Source organism: Microcoleus sp. N3A4 (assembly GCF_036701805.1).
Taxonomy (GTDB): domain Bacteria; phylum Cyanobacteriota; class Cyanobacteriia; order Cyanobacteriales; family Microcoleaceae; genus Microcoleus.
Map to the genome: position 1 here is coordinate 33263 of NZ_JAUBRJ010000026.1, position 22472 is coordinate 55734.

The 22472-nt window shown below is 44.7% G+C and carries 9 protein-coding genes; 1 reads left to right on the forward strand and 8 read right to left on the reverse strand.

Annotated elements, in window-relative coordinates; all coding sequences use genetic code 11:
• Window positions 1–156: 156 nt before the first annotated feature.
• Window positions 157–921: a DUF4058 family protein gene (locus QUA56_RS16585; RefSeq protein WP_333359438.1), complete on the reverse strand. Its 765-nt coding sequence runs from the start codon at window positions 919–921 to the stop codon at window positions 157–159.
• Window positions 922–1145: 224 nt separating this feature from the next.
• On the opposite strand from QUA56_RS16585, the gene QUA56_RS16590 reads away from it, so the two are divergent.
• Window positions 1146–1505 (forward strand): hypothetical protein, encoded by a 360-nt coding sequence (locus QUA56_RS16590; RefSeq protein ID WP_333359440.1) that lies wholly within the window; start codon window positions 1146–1148, stop codon window positions 1503–1505.
• Between the two features lie 248 nt (window positions 1506–1753).
• Here the strand turns inward: QUA56_RS16590 and QUA56_RS16595 are convergent, their stop codons facing one another.
• The 7 genes from QUA56_RS16595 to QUA56_RS16625 all read right to left on the reverse strand — a co-directional run bounded on the left by QUA56_RS16595 (window position 1754) and on the right by QUA56_RS16625 (window position 22392).
• Window positions 1754–3475 (reverse strand): aconitase/3-isopropylmalate dehydratase large subunit family protein, encoded by a 1722-nt coding sequence (locus QUA56_RS16595; protein ID WP_333359442.1) that lies wholly within the window; start codon window positions 3473–3475, stop codon window positions 1754–1756.
• 29 nt (window positions 3476–3504) lie between these two features.
• Window positions 3505–4542, reverse strand: a complete 1038-nt coding sequence (gene leuB / locus QUA56_RS16600; protein WP_333359444.1) for a 3-isopropylmalate dehydrogenase — start codon at window positions 4540–4542, stop codon at window positions 3505–3507.
• Window positions 4535–5719, reverse strand: coding sequence for a 2-isopropylmalate synthase (locus tag QUA56_RS16605; protein WP_333359446.1), 1185 nt, complete (start codon window positions 5717–5719; stop codon window positions 4535–4537). The genes leuB and QUA56_RS16605 overlap by 8 nt, the downstream gene beginning before the upstream one ends.
• A 58-nt stretch (window positions 5720–5777) precedes the next feature.
• A complete protein-coding gene (locus QUA56_RS16610) occupies window positions 5778–7085 on the reverse strand; it encodes an MFS transporter (protein ID WP_333359448.1) in 1308 nt (435 codons plus the stop codon).
• A complete protein-coding gene (locus QUA56_RS16615) occupies window positions 7082–15190 on the reverse strand; it encodes an amino acid adenylation domain-containing protein (protein WP_333359450.1) in 8109 nt (2702 codons plus the stop codon). Before QUA56_RS16615 ends, QUA56_RS16610 begins: the two co-directional genes overlap by 4 nt.
• Window positions 15190–21984: an amino acid adenylation domain-containing protein gene (locus tag QUA56_RS16620; RefSeq protein WP_445242917.1), complete on the reverse strand. Its 6795-nt coding sequence runs from the start codon at window positions 21982–21984 to the stop codon at window positions 15190–15192. Before QUA56_RS16620 ends, QUA56_RS16615 begins: the two co-directional genes overlap by 1 nt.
• A 159-nt stretch (window positions 21985–22143) precedes the next feature.
• Window positions 22144–22392: a hypothetical protein gene (locus tag QUA56_RS16625; RefSeq protein ID WP_333359454.1), complete on the reverse strand. Its 249-nt coding sequence runs from the start codon at window positions 22390–22392 to the stop codon at window positions 22144–22146.
• Window positions 22393–22472: the final 80 nt, after the last annotated feature.

Below are 22472 nucleotides of genomic sequence, written 5' to 3' on the forward strand. Positions count from 1 at the left end.
CTGGATTTGCTCCCACGGCCCCTTAGCAAAGCGCCGAATTGCCTCAAATAACTTTTGATTTGTTGCGATTCGATGCTAGAAGTCAATTTGCTTTCATACCCCACGACTTAAACACAGTTTTGTTACTCCAGAAATCCCACAATTTCAACAACTGGTTTAGCTTTCCGATGATTCTGCCAAAGACTGCACAAACAGAAAGTCACTTTCACTCAGCGGTGGGACGGGCTGTACGGAATAATCGATTGCCAAATCTAGAGCCGCCTCCTGATAAACCTGTTCCAAAATCTCAGCTAAATTCACAACAGGTTCTTCATCTGGTGGCTGCAAAGGAAACAAGAATTGGGGAATCGATTCGGTTACATTAAACGGGTAAAGTTCAGCTTCAGGACGGAGATTAGCCCGACTGACTAAAATGCGGTAGTCCGATCGAATCCCTTGAACCATCGGCATAAAGTTTCCGGTTCTGAGCAAATCGATTTCAACTAAATGAGTAGCACTGTCCAGAATTTTTTGTCGCTTGGTGAGGTACTTATCTCGACCTTCACCGACTCGTTTATTCTTGGGTGAGAGAACTTCTACAACCGTTATCACCTTCCCAGTCTTGACCTCCCGAATCTCTAGATAGCGTTCTGTGATTTCTTCAGTCAGGGGCAATGTTACTCGAATTGGTTTAGTTAAAACCCCAGTTGTTACACGATTCGGGGATCTCGATGTTTCAGGGTTTTGTTGAAAAACCGAGGCATCTGGAATACCGACCAGTAGAGAATCCATGTAAACCCGTTTCTCTACAGCAGCTCGGTACTTGGGTATGAGTGAGGGATTAAGCGATCGGGCCAACTCGATAATCAGCCAGGAGTGAACTTCTGACCACAAAGTAGGATTTTCAAGATAAGGATTCATTCCTGGAAAATGCAGTTTCATAGGAATATCTCTGTTTTGTACAAAACTCATTATGACATAATTGTTGATTGGCTGCACTAATAACTCTTACATACCTAGAGTTTTGTCGATAAAAAAATCCCACAGTTCTCAAAGTTACAGAACTGTAAAAAAACAATTATAATTACAAATCCTGTTGCTGAGTAAATCTTATAAGTTCTCAAAATTCTACAACAATAACAGTTCGCTAGCTCGTCGATAGCAATATGAAGACCGATGTTCGCTTTAAATTAAACGGTGTTGAAGTAGGAATAGATACAACGGCCACTAATATCAATTATGAATATCAATATCAATCAAACATTCCGATCGCTAATGCTGGAATTTCTACCGTAGAAGTTGAGGATATTTCACCGCATCCTATTACGGTGCGATCGACTGCTTCTGTTCAATTTCAGGTTAAGTTACTTGTCCCAAAAATCACTTTATCTCAAGCCAACACTTCACTCCAGCCCTCTGTGACTGTTGTTACTGCAACTATTACCAATCGACCACCAAATTCTGCCGTTCAGTTCTCAATGGATGGAAACATTCTTAAGCTTGATAGCGTAAGTCCTTATAAATGAGGCGATGGGGACTCAGCCGTTTCAACCGGCACGACTGAGGCATCATTAATCTTCGCCGATCGCATAATTGGCGATCGCAACCATCACCGGCAGGAAAGTGAAAACCTCAACAGTTTTTCAGAGGCGATCGCCCCCTGGGAAATAGCATCGAAACTGCACTGCTTTTCCCAGGCGCGAAAGCGCTGTACAAAAAGGACAGAAGCTTTTATGCCTTACCTGCTAAATATAGCATCAAACCCTAAAGAGCCTCATTCGCTTGCATCGCTAAGGCGAGCGCTAATTTTTCCCTCAACTGCCGAAATAGCTACCACGCGGGGAGAAGCTAAATAGTTCTTCGCCGTTGGATCGCCGCTTCGCCCTTTGAAATTGCGGTTGGTCGCATAAACCCCTGTCTCTTCTTGAGTAAGTATCCCAAGTCCGGCATTAATACAAGCGCCACAGCCTGATTTGAGAATTGTGGCTCCCGCCGCTTCAAATATTTGCATATACCCTAGATTCTCAGCCTTTTGGCGCACCTCAAAAGAAGCGGGCACGATAAAAAGACTCACACCAGGAGCTATACGGCGACCTTCAAGCACCTCAGCAGCTTGAGCGAGGTCGAAAAGTTTTCCCCCGGTGCAAGAACCAATAAAAGCTTTGGTAATAGGAATTTCTCCTAACTTGCTAATACCAATTACTTGGTCTGGTTTGGGGGGACGAGCGACCTGCGGTTCTAAATCGCTCAAATCAAACTGATAGATTTGTTCATAAGATGCCTCGGAGTCGCTACCAACGTCCTCAAATAAATCTTGACCGCAGTTTTGCAGATATTGGCGAGTTGTTTCATCAGGAGCAATTACCCCGCACATTGCACCGCACTCAATCGCCATGTTCGAGAGTGTCATGCGTTCTTCCATTGGCATCTGGTCGATAATACTGCCTCGGAATTCCATGACTTTCCCCGCAGCGCCGTCACAGCCAATTTTGCTGAGAATAAATAGGATGATGTCTTTTGCAGCAATATATTTGGGCAAAGTTCCTTCAAGTCTAAAAAGTAAGGTAGGGGGAACCCGCACCCACATATCCCCCATCGCAAAAATATTCGCCATATCCGTTGTTCCCACTCCAGTGGAAAAACATCCAAAGGCTCCGTAAGTGCAAGTGTGGGAGTCTGTACCCGCTACAATTGTACCTGGATGAATGAAGCCCTTTTCTGGCAGCAGAACGTGACAAATACCAGCAGCTTCTCCTGGGGAAACCATATCGAACAAATGGCAGCCTTGCGAGCGGGCAAACTGCACCATTTCTGAGTATAAAGAAGTGGCTTTAGGGTCTACTCGCACGTCGTTGACTTGAATAAAGTGATCTGCTACTAAAACAACGCGACTGGCATCCCAAAGTTTTGCTTCTTCTCCAAAATTCTGGTAAAAGACATCAGCAACAGGTGCGGCTACAGCATCGTGAGACATGGCTAAATCGACTTTAGCAAAAACCATCTCTCCCGGCTGAACGTAAGCATTGCCAGACGCCCGTGCCAAAAGTTTTTCTGTCAGAGTCATCGCCCTAGCATAAGTTGAACTCGGAGGAACAGAAATTTCACCTTTCTGCCGCTTTTGGTTAAAGGGAATTAAGCCGCCTGCCCTCACAATAGCTTCGACCACGGGATTATTATTAGGCTGGGAGTAAACTTCTAAAGTCAAACCAATATTGATACTATTTCGGTAAAATATTTCGGCAAAAGAGAGGGCGCGTATTTTTTTTATGCCAGCAGCTTTTATGGCAATAGGTGCATTTTCTCGGCTAGAACCGCAGCCGAAATTGCGTCCGGCTTCGATTTCTTCATAGCCTACAAGATTCCCTTCACCAATCAGATGTTCAAAAGCATACTGCTTTAAATACTCTGGGTCGGCAGTAGTACACCGTTTTGCCGGAATAATATCGTCTGTATTGATATCATCTCCAAAAATCAACACTTTTGGTTCGGTTGTCATAAGTTCTTCCTACTGCTTGTTTATCAAAGTTAACTACCGAGCTGTTGGACTATCAACTCGGTTAAAGTTTCCGCGTTGACTAAGATTTCTTGACCCTGGGGAGCTAAGTCTGCCGTGCGGTAGCCCAGGGCTAAAACTTTTTCGATGGCTTGAATTAGCTTGATAGCCGCATGGGTTTCCCCCCACTGCTGAAGCATTAAAACAACTGCCCCCATCGTTCCTAGAGGATTGGCAATACCCTTCCCGGCAATATCTGGTGCTGTGCCGTGTATGGCTTCATAAAGACCGAACCCGCGTTCGTTCAGACTGGCAGAGGGTAATAACCCGATGGAACCTACTAATGCTCCTCCGATATCGCTGAGGATATCCCCAAATAGATTTCCTGCTAGAATCACATCAAATCGCTTAGGCTCCCGCACGAGTTGCATAGCTAAGTTATCCACTAGCATTGGCTCTACTATAACATCAGGGAAATGTTCGGCTTCCTCCTGCACTAAACGGCTCCAAGGGATTTGTGGCAGAGCATTTTCTTTATGGGCAACGGTAAGCAAACCTCGGCGCTCTTTTGCTTTGCCTAAAGCTACTTTAGCAATGCGGCGGATTTGCCAGTCGTAGTATTTCATTGTATGAAAGCCATAATAGCCATTGTCGTCTTCTGTTCGTCCTGATGGTCCAAAATAAATTCCGCTTACTAACTCTCGAACAAATAATATATCGGCTCCTTGAATTTTGTGCGGCTGAAGGCTGGATTTATCCAATAAAGTTTCAAAGGGACGCACGGGACGAAAATTGATAAAAAAGTCGAAGTGTTGGCGAAGTTCGAGAATCCCGCCTCTCGTAACGGCTCCGAATAAAATTCCATCAGCACCTTCGCATAGTTGGGCGGTTTGGTCGGGGAAGAATTTTCCAAATTCATTGAAGGCAGCTTGTCCAATTAAGCCATAGTCTATAACTACAGAAAACCCTTCTAGTTGTGCTAAATGCAGGAGAACTTTTAAGGAAGCGTCTACCACTTCTGGCCCGATTCCTTCGCCAGGGAGAGCTACCACGCGATACGGCTCAGTCATTGAAAAATCCTCCCTCGAATAACTCGACGACTTCTTCTGGGGAAAAGCACCGCTGCTCTTGAATGGAAAGGGATTTGATTTTGTCTCGCATTCGGTTGTAATCTTCAGGAGTAAGCGGTTTGTTGAGTTGCTTCTCAAACAGGTATTGAAAATTGCTAGAACCGCTGCATTTGCCAAACCAAATTTCTGGCGCGGCGTGAGGAAAAATATGGTAGCTATGTGGGTCGCGTAAGAAGCCGTTAACGTGAATGCCGCTTTCGTGACGAAGGGCCGCTTGGGAGTAAGGGGAAGCAGGACGAACTCCTAGTGAATCGAGGTAGTCTGTGACTTGGGAGAGGGCTTCATAATTAATGCCCTCTACTTCTATCCCAAAGCGCAATCTAAGTCCATTTAAGACTTGCTCTAGTGGGATATTACCCGCCCGTTCGCCAATGCCTCGGAATGTGCCTGAAATCATTGAAGCTCCCGCGATGACAGCTTGGAGGGTATTTTCGAGAGCCATGCCTAAGTCATTGTGAAAATGCACTCCTAAAGCTGCATTGTTGACCAATTCTAGAATGTCGCGAACCCATATATAAGTTTTCTCTGGAGTGAGGATGCCCATTGTGTCGCAGAGGACAAAGTGTTCGATGTAGGGTTGAAATTCGCGAATGCACTGAACTAAAAAGTTAAAATCAGCCCGGCTGGCATCTTCGGCAGCAAACTCTACTTTTAAACCGACTTCTGCACTCGTAGCATAGCGCAGATTTTCCAAAACTTTATTAATCATGTTCTGACGGACGCGGCAGACAAGTGCATTAGGGAGATTGTCATCCTCTATTTTCTCTGGGTGCGCTGTTAAATTGCGGACTTCTGCATCTCTTAAAAGTAAAAGGCGATCTGAAACGGCATAGAAGAGGATAATTCGTTCTATTCCGCAAGCTTTAGCTCGATCTATAAATTGTTTACCAAGCATTGTGGAAGCCGTCATGGTGCTGCCTAAGCCTTCTGCTACCAAGGTTTTTAGTAAATGTTCTTCGGTTTCGTGAACGGCTGGCATTATTGCTATTTGGTGGATTCCAGCTTGGCTGATGAATTTGGCTAAAGTTTTTTTTATTTCATAAGGAAAGAAAAGCCCAGCTTGTTGTTCGCCATCGCGGAGGGTTTCGTCAGACATGATTAAGGGAAGTGTTGGCATAGGATATCTCCCAAAAAATAGAGTTTCTACTGTTATCAATTAAGATTTTAAAGCCGCGCTAAATTGCATCGGGCAGTTCAGATTCCACAAACCGCAAGCGCGGATATCGGTAAACGGCAACTGTCACCCCTATAGCTAGAATTTCCATCGTAATAAATAGCAAGCCAATACCGCGGCCCGGCCCCACGCCAATGATTTGACCGATGCTTCCAGCTAATAAACCATCAGTCGCCATTAGAGGTTCAAAGATTCGTTCGGCTAGAGGGCCAGCCACAACATAGGCGAGGGGGATGCACGAGAAACAAATCATATTAATTGTGGCAAAGACTCGGCCTTGAATATCGGGAGCCACTTTTCGGAGTAAGATGGCATCGCACCAGCCATTGATGAAAGGTAAGCTGAAGAAAAACAAGAAGAAAGCCAGAGCAAAAAGGGCGGCATCGGCGCGTAATCCCAATGCTAAAATGCACAGTTGACTGAGAAACGCAAAACCAAATACGCCACGAATTAAAATTCTGGGACCTCCCCAAATACTCATAACTACACTACCCAGCAGCATCCCCGCACCGCCGATGGATTGAATAGTTCCGAGAACGGTGACAGAAGTAAAGGAAAGTACCAATGGCGTGAATAAAACCTCAATCATTCCTAGAACAAAGTTATTGAGGGCGAATATAATTAGTAGCGCTAAAAGTCCGGGGCGAACAAAAATATAAGTACAACCTTCAACTGCTTCGCGCCAGAGAGACGCTTTTCCATCAACTGGAACGGCAGCAGTTTTAGCGTCAGGAAAGCGAACGAACAATAGGGTGGTGAGGGCAAACAGGAAGGTGGCAAAATCCATTAAAATAACACCTTCAAGTTGAATAATTCCTAGCAAGATTCCTGCCAGCAAGGGCGAGATTAGTTGGGCGCACGCTTGTCCTGACTGAACCATGCCGCTGGCGCGAGGAAGCTGTTCTTTTGGAACAAGCAAAGCGGTGGATGCAGTGTAAGCAGGTAACTGAAACGCTTTGCAGACGGAACTGAGGCTGACGGCGAGGTAGATGTCCCAAATTTCAAGGTTTCCGGTGGTGAGTAATAGAGCCATCGCCACTGTAGTTATCCCCGCGCCGGAGTCAGATAGAATCATGCACCACCGCCGGTTCCATCGGTCAACGAAGGCACCCGCTACCGGAGAAATCAGGATACTGGGCAGCATAGCCGATAGCAAAATCAGAGAGAATTGGGTCACTGAACCTGTACGCTGGTACACCCACACTCCCAGTGCAAAGCTCGTCAGACCCGACCCGATGAGGGATACCAGTTGCCCAAACCAGACAAGAAGAAAAACGCGCATTTGACGGAATGCAAGGGATTTTGTCATTCGACACCTTCTCGATTTTTTTCTTGAAAAACCTCAAATTCCGCAATCTTCATTTGTGGTGACTCAGCCAGCTTTTGCAGGACTTTCTGATAGCAGTTAAACATCCGCTCGATAGTTTCGCTGCCAAACAAATCTGTGCTGTAAAGAACATAAATTTCCATGCTTTTAGATTTCTCCGAAGATGAAGAAATATAAAGTTCTAGGGGAATTTCCTCATCCCACAGTTGGTCTTTGTCTGAACCTAATGCAATTTCAGATACAAACCTCCCGTCAGGACTCTCTACAGGAGGAACTATTGTAACGCTCGCTGAGAGGGCAAGTTTTCTTTGGCTTTTGACAGCTTCAATGACTTGTTGTAAAGGAATCTCCTTGTTGGCTATCGCTTCATTGAGAGTTTGTTTAACCTGCTCTAAAAGAGCGGCTCCTGTTTGTTCGTCGTCAAGCTGCGATCGTAATATCACATCATTGATAAAGCAACCGAGCATCTTTTCAATTTCTGGAGTGCTGCGATTGCCAATGGTCGCCACTATCATAATTTCGCTTTGCTCGTGATATTTGAACAAGAGGAGCTTCAGCGCTGCAATGATGATGGTGGAGATAGTAACGCTGTGGGAGCGGCTTAAGTCTTCGAGAGATGCGACAATATTTTCTCTCAAGACTAGAGAGTAGGAAGAGGCGCGACCGCTGTTAGAATTGGGCTTTGGTTCTCGATCCGGCAGGTATTCTTGCGTTTGTAAAGGAGCAGCCAGTTTTTGCAACCAATAATTAAGCTGCCGAGCCAAGGCTTCTTCATTAAACCGCTGCCGCTGCCAGAGAGTAAAGTCAGCGTACTGCAACGGCATTTCAGAAAGAGGTGAAGGTAAACCTTTTGAGAAAGCGGTATAAAGTGTTTCTAACTCTTCCACAAAGAGACCGATTGACCAGCCATCCGTAATGATATGGTGCATCGGCATTAGTAGCCAATGCTCTTGTGAAGACAACCGCACCAAGGTGGTCTTAATCAACGGGCCATTAGCTAGGTCAAAGTGGTAGTTCATCTCTTGTTGAGAAAAATGAAGAGCTTCAGTTTCTCGCTTGGCCAAAGGTATGTTTTGTAAGTCCACTATTTTTAAGGGTAGAGTCAATTCAGGGGCGATCGCCTGGACAGGTTGACCCTCCACGACAGGAAATGTAGTCCGCATAATTTCGTGACGGCGGATAATTTTATTGATACTTTTCTCTAACATCTCTGGAGAAAGCTCGCCATTAAAACGTAAAGCCAAAGACGCATTGTAAGCGCAACTATGGGGGCGAGACTGCTGTGATAACCACATATACTCTTGTGCAAAGGACATCGGTATGTATGGCTCATGCTCAATAGCTACAAGAGGTTGTAAAGTCTCCGATTGTGACTGCGAAGGTGCAAAACGTACAGTATGTATCACCTGTGCCAGAAAAGCGATAGTAGGTGCTTCAAATAGATGACGCAGAGAAAGTTGTATTTCAAAAGCTTCTTGAGTGCGCGAGATAACTTGAGTTGCCAGTAAAGAATTTCCTCCCAAATCAAAAAAGTTATCATTCACTCCTATTGGATGAATGCCAAAAACCGCCGACCAAATTTGTGATAACTGTAATTCCATAGCATCTCTAGGTGCTACGAATGCACTTTTTAGCTGAGAACGTTTCTGTTCAGGTGTCACTGCCGGGCGATTTACCCTACTATTGGACCGTAATGGCAAAATATTGAGGAATTCTTGAAGCGATAACTCATTCAATGCCACCATACTTTCTAGCACAGTTTGCATATCCCTTTGCATCTGAGTGATTCTGGCTTCATCAAAGCAATGACGATCGTATGCAAAAATTAGAGACAATTCCTGAGAAGGCACTACCATTACCGTTAGCGGGTAATTGGTTTTCAAAGACCCACCAACATTACCAATCTTTATACCAGTAATATCCTGGTGTTCCAAAACATCCGTCCGATAGTTCTGAAATACCACTAAACTCTCAAACAAACGCTGATATCCCGGTATCTCACTCCACTGCTGAATCTGTACTAGAGGTGTATGCTCGTACTGACGCAACTGGACTAACTTATCTTGGAATTCCTGTAACCAGGATAAAAGCAATCTCTCCCCATTCACCATCACTTTCACTGGTAGGTTATTAATAAACATCCCCACCATTGATTCAACTCCTGACAAGTTAGCAGGACGACCCGATACAGCAGTTCCAAAGATTACATCTTCATCACCGCTATACCGACTTACCACTAACGCCCAAGCTCCTTGTACGATCGTACCCAATGTTAATTGCTGCTTGCGCGCTAACGTCTCAAGTTCTTGCGTAACTTCTGGTGATAGCTGAATTTCCAGTTGTGCGTAGTCTGACTCTTGGTTAACAGAATCACCTACTATTAAAGAATTTGGTTTGGTTATCCCAGCCAGCATTTGCCGCCAAAATATTTCTGCTGCTACTTGGTCTTGTTCTTGTAACCAAGCTATATAATCTCGATACGGACGACTGCTCTTTAAATGGAATTCTTGATCGGCATCTAACGCTTTATACAAAAGTAACACTTCTTTCCAAAGTAAAGGCCAAGACCACCCATCTAATATTAAATGCTGGAAGCACCAGATTAATTCGTAAACATCTTCATCTAGCCGAATTAGAGTCACACGCATTAGTGGCGCTGATGATAAATCAAATCCTTGCTGTCGCTGTGCTTGAATAAGATTATCTAGTTGCACCTGCTGAGAGTCCGAAGAAAGTCCCCGCCAATCTAGTTGCTCCCAAGGTAAATTGACTCGGTTTAGTACAATTTGTAGTGCTTTTTCAAGCTCTTCTGAGACAAAAGCGGTACGTAAGATGGGGTTGCGGGCGATCGCTTGCTGCCAAGCTTGTTGGAAAGCCGATATATTAAGATTACCGTGAAGAGTACAGTACCCCTGCTCGAAACCTACCTCTGACTCAAACACGCCCAGAGCGTAGAATAGGTTCTGCATGGGTGAGAGAGGATAGATATCCTCTAGAGCTGGATACTGTAGCAATAAGTTATCTAGTTGTTGTTGGTCTAATTTTGCTAAGGGGAAGTCAGAAGGTGTGTATCCTCCAACATCAGGAGATTGACAATGTACAATCAGGGTTTTTAGTGCTTCTATATATTGTTGGGCTAACCTTTCAATTGTGGCACTTTTGTGAAAGTTTTCACTGTAACTCCAATCTACGTTTAACTGACCTTCTACTACGATACCGTTAATATCTATTAGATGAATGCGATGTCCCAGTTGGCTGTGTTCTGGGCCTATTGATTCAGAAGCTAATTTAAATAGACGCTCAGATGATATCCCCCAGTCGAATTGCCCTAGATAGTTGAAGCCAACTTCGGAAATTGGTAGTGTTTTTAAGGAAGAAATAATTTCTCTATCGTCGCTCAGATAGCGCAACAAACCATAGCCAATACCTCGATTAGGTATGGCACGAATTTGTTCTTTGATAGATCTGATAGCATCTCCTAAATTGTTAGTGACTTCTAATTTTAGCAGTACGGGGAAGATAGTAGTAAACCAACCAACTGTACGGGATAAGTCTACATCTGGCAAAATTTCTTCTCGTCCGTGACCTTCAAGGTTAATAAGAACTGAGTTAGATTGAGTCCAATTAGTTAATACTTCCACTAATGCGGTGAGCAATATGTCGTTGATTTGAGTGCGGTAAGCTTTGGGAACCTCTTGGAGTAAGGCGCGAGTTTCTTCCTTGTTCAGGGATACAGATACATTACGGGCTGATGCTTTTGTGTTGGTTCCTCTTATATAGTCTACTGGTAAAGGGGTAATCTTTGAGGCGGAAAGGTTTGACCAATAAGTTACTTCTTTTCTGGCAGTTGGCGAATTGGCATATTCGGTTAGTTTTTCAGACAATTCTTTAAAAGAGGTGGTTTTGGCAGGAATTTGAATTGGTTTTCCGGTTTCGAGTTGTTGATAAGCTGTCTGTAAATCGTCAAGTAAAATTCGCCAGGAAACTCCATCTACTGCTAAGTGATGGATAACTAGCAATAAGCGGGAAGGTTTACTATTTCCTAGATGGAAAAGTGCCACTCGCACTATTGGCCCAGTGGCGAGGTTCAAGCTGGCTTGGAGTTGGGCTGAGATAGTTTCAATTGTTTCTGTTTGGGTAGTTTCTGGCAGTACAGACAAATCTATGAGGGAGAAGGGTACAATTTCATCCGGTAGGGCGTTAAATTGTTGCCAACCTTGTTCAGATTCAGTAAAGCGCAAGCGCAAAGCATCGTGATGGAGTAATAATTGTTGTACGGCTTGCTGTAATAGATTGGGCTTGAAGGTTGCTGGGACTTCTAGCAGAAAAGTTTGGTTCCAGTGGTGAGATTCTGGAAGATTTTGAGCAAAGAACCAATGTTGGATAGGTGTGAGTGGTAATGACCCGGTTATTAGACCTTGTTCTGCTTTATTGGTTTCTGTTGGAGTTGCTACAGCGGCTAATTCAGCAATAGTTTGATGTTGGAATATTTGTTTGGGAGTGAGTTGGAGTCCAGCAATATTGGCTCGTGAAATAATTTGAATGCTGAGAATAGAGTCTCCGCCAACTTCAAAGAAGTTGTCGTGGATACTGACTTGTTGAAGGTGGAGGACTTCGCACCAAATTTGGGCTAGTGTTTGTTCGGCTTCAGTGCGGGGTGCGACGAAGTTGGTGGCTAGTTGTTGATGTGCTGAATAGGGTTTGGGTAAAGCTTTTGTATCTATTTTGCCGTTGGGTGTCAGCGGCAGCGCTTTCATCAGCACAAACGCGCTCGGTATCATGTAATCAGGTAGCTTTTGTTTCAGGTAGTGGCGCAGGTTGCGAGTTACAGTGCGCTGCAAAGTTTTCCACAAGTCTTGAGTGTCCAACTGATAATCTACGCTTTGGTCAATTTGAGCCTGTTCGCTGGGTGTAAGATGAAAGCGAATCCCCGCCTGTGGTGGACGCGACCAAACTACTGTCCCAGAAAGCCAGCGCGGTTCGCTCTCTCCAGGTAGTTGCATATGCACGCGGACGCTCTTACCTCGCTCGATAGCTAGCACCCCTACCAAACCAACGCCACCAGTGGAGATATCCTGTGTGTGGATTGTGATGGCGTTACCGTTTAGTTCTAGTTGGCATTCACTGTGATAAGGGATGCGGTCGGGAATAAGGCTAGAGACTAGATAAGCTACGAGGCGCTTGTCTCCAGGTGCATCTTCTCGGTCAATGACTGTCACTGAGCGCACGTTCGGATGGTTTGCCAGTACAGCCTCAATTTCACCGAGTTCGATGCGGAAACCTCGGATTTTTACTTGGTTGTCAATGCGGCTAAGATATTCGATGTTGCCGTCTGGTAGATAACGGGCTAGGTCGCCTGTTTTGTAGAGGCGAGAAGAGGGTTGATTGCTGAAGGGATTGAAGATGAATTTTTCAGCCGTCAAATCAGGTCGATTGAGATATCCTCTTGCTAACCCAACGCTGGCAATATGCACTTCTCCAGCAACACCAATAGGAACTGGTTGGAGATAACGATCGAGAATATAAACTTGAGTGTTATCAATCGGACGACCAATATGAGGCAACGTATTATCTGTGCTATCGCAGACAACTAAGCCAGAAGTCGTGACCACAGTGTTCTCGGTTGGTCCGTAGTTATTGACTACCTTGAAGGGAATTGAAGCTGATGGATACTGATGAAGCTTATCCCCACCCGTGAGCATGATCCGCAAAGCTACATCTTTCGACCATTGCACAGACAACAGCTTTTCTGCTATCGGGGTGGGGACAAAAGTAATTGTTATCTGTTTGTCCACCACCCAGTCGCGGAGCTTTTCTGGAGAGAGAAGAATCTCTGGCTTGATTAAATAGATACTCGCTCCCAATGCTAAATAAGGCCACACTTCCCACACGGAAGCATCAAATGCGGTTCCGGCTAGCTGGGTAGCTCGGTCTGATGATGTTACTTCAAAGGCGTGTTGATGCCAAAAAACTAGATTTAGCAAACCAGAGTGGGGAATTAGAACCCCTTTAGGCTTTCCTGTTGAACCAGAGGTGTAAATGACATAAGCCAAGTTATCGGGCGTTACACCAGTGATGAGAGAAAGTTCGGGCATCGCAGAGATTTCTTGCCAATCAGAATCCAAGCAGACTACCCGTGCTTGATGTTCTGGGAACGAGGCGACCAGTTTTTGTTGAGTTAACAGAACTGGTAGCTGCGAATCATCTAGCATATAGGCAATGCGTTCGGAGGGATAGGCTGGGTCTATGGGCACGTAAGCACCACCCGCTTTGAGAATGCCCAACAGTCCTACTATCATCTCTAGGGAACGCTCCATGCAGATGCCCACCAAAACTTCTGGCCCTACACCCAGCGTTTGTAAATGGCGTGCTAATCGGTTAGCCCTGGCGTTCAGTTCTCGGTAGGTTAGTTGCTCCTCTTTAAAGATTACTGCTACTGCATTTGGTGTTTGTTCTACCTGCTCTTCAAATACTTGATGAATACATAGATTCTGAGAGTAATCTTGTTCAGTCTGATTCCACTCCACTAATAACTTGTGTTGCTCAATCGCCGTCAAAAGGGGTAAATCTGATAGCCTTTGTTCGGGATTCGCTACAATACCTGCTAACAGCGTTTGCCAATGCTCTATCATGCGGGCAATGGTCGTGGCATTAAAGAGGTCTGTACTATATTCAAATGCCCCTGTTAAACCCTGTTCAGTTTTATACAACGATAAGCTTAAATCCAATTTAGCCGTATGATTTTCTCCAGGTTCAGATAGATTAATTGTTAAATCTTTAAGAATAACAGCAGATGTGGGTTCATGTTCCAGAACCAAAGCTACTTGAAACAATGGGGTACAGCTTAAGTTACGTTCTGGGTGTAATGCTTCTACTAACTTCTCAAAAGGTAAGTGTTGATGATCGTAGGCTTCTAGCACTACTCCTCTAACTTGTTTTAATAATTGCAGAAAGGTAGGATTGCCTGATAAATTAGTGCGTAGCACTAAATTATTCACAAAAAATCCAATCAGTCCTTGGATTTGAGAGTGCTGGCGGTTCGCCACTGGAGTGCCAACAACAATATCGGACTGGTTGGTGTAGCGATAGAGCAATACTTTAAACGCTGTGAGGAGCAACATAAAGAGCGTGACCCCCTGCTGCTGACTCAAACTTACGAGTGCTTCACTGATATCTTGCTCAATCTTAAAAACTTGAGTTTCTCCGCGAAAGGATTGTACAGTAGGTCGGGGACGGTCGGCTGGTAATTCTAACAACGCTGGCATTCCTGCTAGTTTTTGCTGCCAGTAAGCGAGTTGAGACTGTAAAACTTCTTCCTGTAACCACTGCCGTTGCCACACAGCAAAGTCTACATACTGAAGGTAGATTTCAGGCAGAGTTGGTGCATGATGCTCAACTAAAGCTGAGTAAATTGTGGTTAACTCTTGAACAAAGATATTAACAGACCAACCATCAAAGATAATGTGGTGAACTGTTAACAGTAGAACATTTTCTGTTGGGGTAAGCTGAACTAACTGTGCTCGGAGTAGAGGCTCTTGGGCGAGATTAAACACGTACATTACTGACTGAGAAGCTAATTTCTCATATTCAATCTCTCGTTCACTTGCTGGCAGAGGACGAAAATCCACGACTGGTAGCGTAAAGTCTCTAGTGGCAGCGATCGCCTGGACGGGTTCTCCGTCTACAGCAATAAAGTTAGTGCGTAAGATTTCATGGCGATTGATGAGTAATTGCAAGCTTGACTCTAAAGCCGCAATATTGAGTTGACCGCTAAAATGCAAGCCAAGAGGAATATTATAGAACGCGCTGTTCGGCTGTAACTGGTTTAGGAACCAAAGACGCTGTTGGGCAAAAGAAAGAGGAAAGGTGGTGTTTTCTGTTCTGGATATAGGAGCGATCGCACTGGCATTTTTCTGATTATTGGCTTGGTGCAAAAAGGAGATAATTTCAGATTTACGCTCATTAATTTCTGACTTGAGAGCAGGGGTGAGTGTCCCTTCAGGAGCGTTGCAACGCAGGCGTTCGCCTTCCATAAATAAGTTGATATCCAGCTTGCGTAGATCATTAATAAACTCAATTGTATTCATCAAAATTCCACCTCTTCTCGGTTATTAATAGTTGTGTTGCTCGTTTCGATATTTTGAGTTGCCCAAGAAACTGCTTCAATGTAGCTAGAAAAACTGGCTGCGGTTGGAGCTTCAAATAACTTCGATAAAGGCAGATTCAGCCCAAAGGTATGACTCACTTTTGAGAGCAGTTGAGTCGCCAGTAAAGAATGCCCACCTGATTCAAAAAAGTTGTCATTTATACTCACTTTCTCTACTCCCAAAACCATAGCCCAGATGGACGCTAGTAATTCTTCTGTAGGAGTCCGAGGAGCTACAAAATCTCCTTTGTGAATTAAACTATTGAGGTCTGGTGCTGGTAATAATTTGCGGTCTACTTTGCCATTCGGTGTTAGTGGTAGTGCCTCCAGCACAACAAAAGCACCCGGCACCATGTAATTGGGCAGTTTTTGTTTGAGGAAGTCGCGCAGGTCAGTAATTGTGGGTGATCCTTCCTGTTGTGCAACAACATAAGCCACTAATTGCTTATCACCTGCAACGAAATCTTTGGCAATAACCGTAGTCTCTCTTACACCGGGATGCTGGTTCAATATTGCTTCAATTTCGCCTAATTCTATGCGGAAGCCTCGAATTTTTACTTGGTTGTCGATACGACCGAGGTACTCGATGTTGCCGTCTGGAAGGTAGCGAGCCAAATCCCCTGTTTTGTAAAGCCGCGAACCCAGTTCATGGCTGAAAGGGTTGGGAATAAATTTCTCTTGGGTCAACTCAGGACGGTTGAGGTAGCCTCGTGCTAACCCTAAACCAGCAATGTGAAGTTCTCCGGAAACCCCGATGGGAACGGGTTGTTTATGGCGATCGAGAATATAGATTTGGATATTGGCGAGCGGTCGTCCAATAGAGGGCAGTCCTGTACCTTTAAAGCATTGTGAAATAGTAGCACAGACAGTAGATTCAGTTGGGCCGTAGAGATTAAAAAAACGCCGTCCTTTTGCCCATCGCTCAACCAAAAAAGAAGGACACTCCTCTCCTCCTACGACAATATTCTGTAAAGCGGGTAACTCGTCATCCGGCAAAGCCGCAAGCACAGATGGCACAAGGTTAGCATGGGTAATTTTTTGCTCTTGCAATAGCTGAAGCAATGCTGATCCCGGTTGCAATTCTTCCTGGGTTCCAAGATATAAGTGCCCCCCCGTACAAAGAGCCATAATAATTTCCCATATAGAAGCGTCAAAACTAATGGAAGCAAACTGGAGAACCCGGCTATCTGGCTGGACATCAAATAGCTTGATTTGTGTTTGAACTAGATTGCACAATCCTCGATGAGCAACTTTAACCCCTTTGGGCTTTCCGGTTGAGCCAGAGGTGTAAATCACATAAGCCAAGTTCTCCGGTGTCAAGTCAGTGATGGGAGGAAGCCCACTTACAGTAGAGATTTCTTGCCCATCAGAATCTAAGCAAACTACCCGTGCTTGATGTTCTGGTAAAGAGGCGGCCAGTTGTTTCTGAGTCAATAGAACTGGCAGTCGTGAATCATCGAGCATATAAGCGATGCGATCAGTTGGATAGGCGGGGTCTATAGGGACATAAGCACCACCTGCTTTGAGGATGCCTAAAAGTCCTACTATCATGTCGAAGGAACGCTCGACGCAGATGCCCACCAGAACTTCTGGCCCAACTCCCAAGCTTTGCAGGTAGTGAGCTAATTTGTTGGCGCGTCGGTTTAATTCCCCATATGTGAGTTGTTCCCCTTTAAATACCAGTGCTACCGCATCAGGTGTTAGAGCCACCTGCTCTTCAAATAACTGATGGATACACTTATCCTGGGGATAGTCAATCGTTGTATTATTCCACTCAATTAATAGCTGGTAGCGCTCTCGTTGTGTCAGTAGGGGCAATTCTGAAATTGGTTGAATAGGATTGACTGCGATCGCTTCCAGTAAAGTCTGGAAATGTCCGGCTATCCGAGCGATAGTGACCTCATCAAACAGGTCAGCATTGTATTCCCATACTCCTACCAATCCATCAACAGTATTCTCCATTGATAGGGTCAAATCAAACTTGGCTGTGCCGATTTCTAGTGAATATGAGCTTGCCGTTAAATCAGGTAGTTCCACAAAAGGCACTAAAGCGTTGTCTAGAGCAAACATCACCTGAAACAAAGGCGTGTAGCTTAAGTCTCGCGTTGGTTGTAATGCTTCTACCAACTGCTCGAAGGGTAGATCTTGATTAGCGTAAGCTTGCAGCGCGACTTCCCGGACTCGATTGAGTAACTGCTCAAAAGTGGGGTTATCGCTGAGGTCAGTACGCAACACTAAGGTGTTGACAAAAAAGCCGATTAGTCGTTCGATTTCCTGTCGGTTGCGACCAGCTACAGGCGTCCCCACTACGATGTCATCTTGCCCTGAGTATCGGTATAGCAATGTCCCAAAGGCTGCCAAAAGCGTCATAAACATAGTGACTCCCGCTCGCTTACTCAACGTGGTAAGTTCCGCGCTCAATTCCTGGGGAAGAACTGCATGGTAATATCCTCCCCGGAAGGTTTGAACAGCCGGTCGCGGTCGGTCTGTGGGCAATTCTAATAAATTCGGAGCGTTCTTGAGTTGTTCCTTCCAGTAGTCAAGCTGGGTTTCTAGTATTTCTCCAGTTAGCCACTGCCGCTGCCAAAGGGCAAAGTCGGCATATTGTACTGGTAACTCTGGTAAAACTGGAGGCTTTCCTGTACAGAAAGCTTGGTAAAGTTCTGTTAGTTCTCTTATAAATACGCCCAGCGACCAACCATCAGAAATAATGTGGTGCATGGTGAGCAGCAAGAGGTACTCTGTTTCACCTAGCTGTAGCACCGTACCTCGGAGTAAAGGCTCTTGCTCCAGGTTAAAAGGTCGATTCACTTCAACCGTAGCTAATCGTTTCGCTTTAATTTCTCGTTGGCTCTCAGAGAGGTGCAATAAGTTTACAACTTGTAGTTGAAAACTAAGAGTTGAGGCGATAACTTGAACGGGTTGATCTCCTACTATTGCAAAGTTGGTGCGTAACGCTTCATGCCGCTGGATAATTTCATTGATGCTACTCTGTAGCGCCGCTATATTGAGCTGACCGAAAAGACATAACGCCAGCGGGATGTTGTAGAATGCACTGTCTGGCTGTAATCGATCGAGGAACCACAACCTCGTTTGAGCGAAAGATAATGGGATGGACTCTGACCTTGGAATTGGTAGAAGAGGCAGAGCTTCTACAGATTTTCCGTTTTTGAGCGCTATCTCAACCCGCGAAGCGAATTCGGCAATCGTGGGAGCTTCAAACAAACTGCGTAATGGTAATTCGACGGACATCGTATCGCACACCCTCGATATAACTTGAGTCGCTAGTAAGGAATGTCCACCGAGTTCAAAGAAATTATCGTGAACGCCCACTTGCTCAATACCTAGGACACAAGCCCAGATACTAGCTAGTATCTCCTCGATAGGAGTGCGAGGGGAGACAAAAGTGAGTTCCAAGTCTGGTCGTAATTCGGGTGAGGGTAGGGCGCGACGGTCTACTTTACCAGTTGGGGTTAGGGGTAGGTTATCCAGCATAACGAATGCTGCTGGTATCATGTAGTCTGGAAGTTTCTGTTTGAGGAAATGACGCAGGTCGCTAATGTTGGGCGTTACTTCTGTTGAGAGGGAAATATAAGCTACTATTTGTTTGTTGCCTGTGTTATTTTCGGTGGCGATGACTACTGCTTCTTTGACTAACGGATGTTGAGAGATAGCCGTTTCAATTTCGCCTAATTCAATGCGAAAACCGCGAATTTTCACCTGATTGTCAATGCGACCGATAAATTCAATGTTGCCGTCTGGTAAATAACGAGCCAAATCGCCAGTTTTGTAGAGACGTTCACCCGGTTCATTGCTAAAGGGGTTGGGGATGAACCGCTGATCGGTCAAATCGGGACGGTTGAGGTATCCCCGTGCTAAACCAGCGCCGCCGATGTGCAACTCACCCGGAACGCCAATGGGTACAGGCTGTCTGTTCCCATCTAAGATGTAGGTCTGGACATTACCAAGCGGACGACCGATCGGCAACTCTTTCAATGTCGTGTCCGCTACCGATAAATCATATATCGTTGCTCCCACAGTGGTTTCTGTCGGGCCGTAATTATTCACCAGACGAACTTGCTGTTCCCCACACTCAAGCCAAGTTTTCAGTCGATCGACCAGTGCTTTTTCTCCGCCAATGATTATTAAGCGCAATGATGGGGGTAATGCCACCGTTTTTTGACTCAAGAAAGCGGTCAGTTCGTACCAGTAGGCTGTCGGCAAAGCCATGACAGTGATTTCCCAATTCTTGCACTTTTGCAAAAATCCCTCAACGGAGTCCAGCATGGAATCGGTACGCAATATAAGTGTTGCACCAGAAGTTAGGCTGGTATAAATTTCTTCGGCACTGACATCAAAACTAATAGAGGAGAATTGTAAAATGCGATCGCACTTCTGTATTCTATATTCAGCAGTTGCAACCGTTGTGTAATTGACTAGCGATTCATGTTGGATTAAAACGCCTTTGGGTTTTCCTGTAGACCCTGATGTGTAGATAACATAAGCCAGATTTTTTGGCTTCACTGGGATGGAAGGGTTTTCTTTGCTGTGAACAGCAATTTTTTGCCAGTCAGAGTCCAAGCAGACAACACACGCAGAATTTTGGGGAAGTTTCTCCAGTAGTTTCTCTTGAGTAAGCAGCACTGGAACCGACGAATCTTCTAGCATGAAAGCCAAGCGCTCAGACGGATAGTTCGGGTCTAGCGGAACGTAAGCACCGCCAGCTTTGAGGATGCCCAACAAACCGATTATCATTTCCAGAGAACGTTCTACACAAATCCCTACCAGCACTTCTGGCCCCACGCCCAGCGATCGCAGGTAATGTGCCAGTTGGTTTGCCCTCGCGTTCAATTCTCGATAGGTCAATTGCTCCCCTTCAAAGACCACTCCCACGGCGTCAGGCGATCGCTCAACTTGCGCCTCAAACAGCTCGTGGATGCACTTATCCTGGGGATACTCAGCCCAAGTGTTATTCCACTCGACTAATAGCTGGTGGCACTCCTTTTCTGTCAGCAAGGGCAATTCAGAAATCGATTGCTGAATATTGCCTGCGATTGCATCTAAATTAGTGATAAGACTTTCTACAAAAGTTTTAAATTGGTGCAGCATCCTGTCAATGCTGCTTTCATCAAATATCTCCGGGTCATAGCTCCAACAGCATTCTTTTCCATCTTCGGGAACCGCCAGTCTTAAAGCGTTATTTGGCTTTTTTTCACGCTCAGCCAAGTTTTTTACTTGCTCTACGACTACTGGAAAAAGTTGTTGACTCGACCCAGATAGCGCTTTTTTCAGCTCTGGATACCTGACTGCAATATCACGAGGATAAGTCTGGCGTCGTTTCGTTAACTCCACTTGCTCCTGCACAGCAGCGAAAACTGCTTGAAAATTATTGTCTAAGTTGATGTTTATACGGCAGGGGATATAGGAAGCCCAAAAATTCTCTATGCCGTTTAACTGACGTGGCAGGTTTATAGTTCTAAATCCTATATCAAAACAGCCGACTCCTCCAAGACGAGCCAAATATGCGACAATTACAGCCAACACAAAGTTGCCCCGGTTCCATTCTGGGTGATACTCTTCCAAAAAAGTTATAACATTAGGCGATAAAGGAACGTTCACATCTACATAGCACTTTGCTTTCAATTGCAATGTAGTGGACTTGGCGTAAGGAACATTAATGGGCTGCAATGTTGTTAGCCTATGTACCCAAAAAGGTTCGTGTTTGCTGATTGAGCTATCAAACGTCTCAATATTCTTCGCCAGTTCTGGAGCAATGTCTTTAAACTGATACCCTTCATGTAATCCAAATTTGACTACCAATTCATAAATTGATAAGTTGTGACCCTCAACGGTTAGTACCTGATGCAGCGCTATATCATAACTAGCTGTAGAAATTTTTATAAAACCAGGCTCAATGGTAGTTACCGTTCCCGGAGAAAATTCTGAGGGCGAGTCGAGAACTTCAAGCTTAGATACTATAATGAAGTCACTTTCGATGGCAAACTTCGCGGTGCCAAGCGGATTGTGGTAGGAGCCAAAGTCCAAAGCGCGAACGAACGCATCTATATCCAAAGCGCAACGGTTCCAGGAGAATATAAAACCCGCCATTGGTGTCTTGGAACGCGAAAAGTAGGTTCGCTCTTCTAAGTTTTGTTTTCTGGGTTTAACTGTCTCTTTAGATAGCTCGTTTATTAAGTCACTAAATGAATAAATGGCAGCTTCATAGCACTTGGCATCCAGAGTAAAAACCGTATCACTTTCAGCAATCTCGACGTTAAATTGCTTTAAAATATCTCCTTCGTCAAATCGATCGCTCATCACGTGCCACGTGACAGCATAGGTTTTTTCTCGATTCATCAAAGCCCAGGATGTAGCGTTGATACCAGCATATTTTGGCAATGGAGAATCATGGTAGTTAATAGCCAGTTTGCGAGGGAAAGCTAAAATTTCTGGTGGTAATCTCACAGAATTGGCAATGCTAAACAAGTAATCAAAAGAAAATTGACTTAAAAAAGCCCTCCAATCGTTTTGGGGGTCAATATAAGGTATGCTGTTTTTATTAGCCCACTGACATATCGCTCTATCTGGGGAAATGATGCCCAAGATTTGATGTTTATTATTTAAAAGAAGTTCAGCACATTGAGTTAATAAGCTTGTCGATCCCATCAGAAAGCAACTAAATTGCTCCTGAGAGGTAGCGAACTTTTCCCAATTATATGGCTGGAATAATGGCATATTTTTCAGAAGGTGTTCTAGGGGTATGTAAAGGAATAAATCTTTAGTTTTAGATCTTATAACTTCGCACTATTAAGTCGCGTGCTACTTTCAAAATTCTAGTTCCCAAAAAAATTAGTAAAAATTTTGGCTCATTAGGATAGAAATGTTTAGCCTGAATCAAAAGCGCAAGTGCCGGATTATTAATGTAAACTCCACCATCAACAAAGATAGAATTTTACTTTTCAGGAAACCTTGCAGTTGGAAAAAAAGTCGGAGCTGCTGAGGTTTTCCGGGCATCCTGCCAAACGCAATAATCATCAAAAATGGGATTTTCACGAGCTTTTTTGCTCTTGAAATAGTAGGGCGACGGTGTAAAAATTGTGGTTCTTCGGCTCGGTTGGCAATGGGGTGAGTAGTGGCTTGCATAATGATTTCACCTAGTCAATGGATTGAAAGCCAATATTCAAGGTTTATTGTTGTAAGGGTGATTCATGAATCACCCCGAC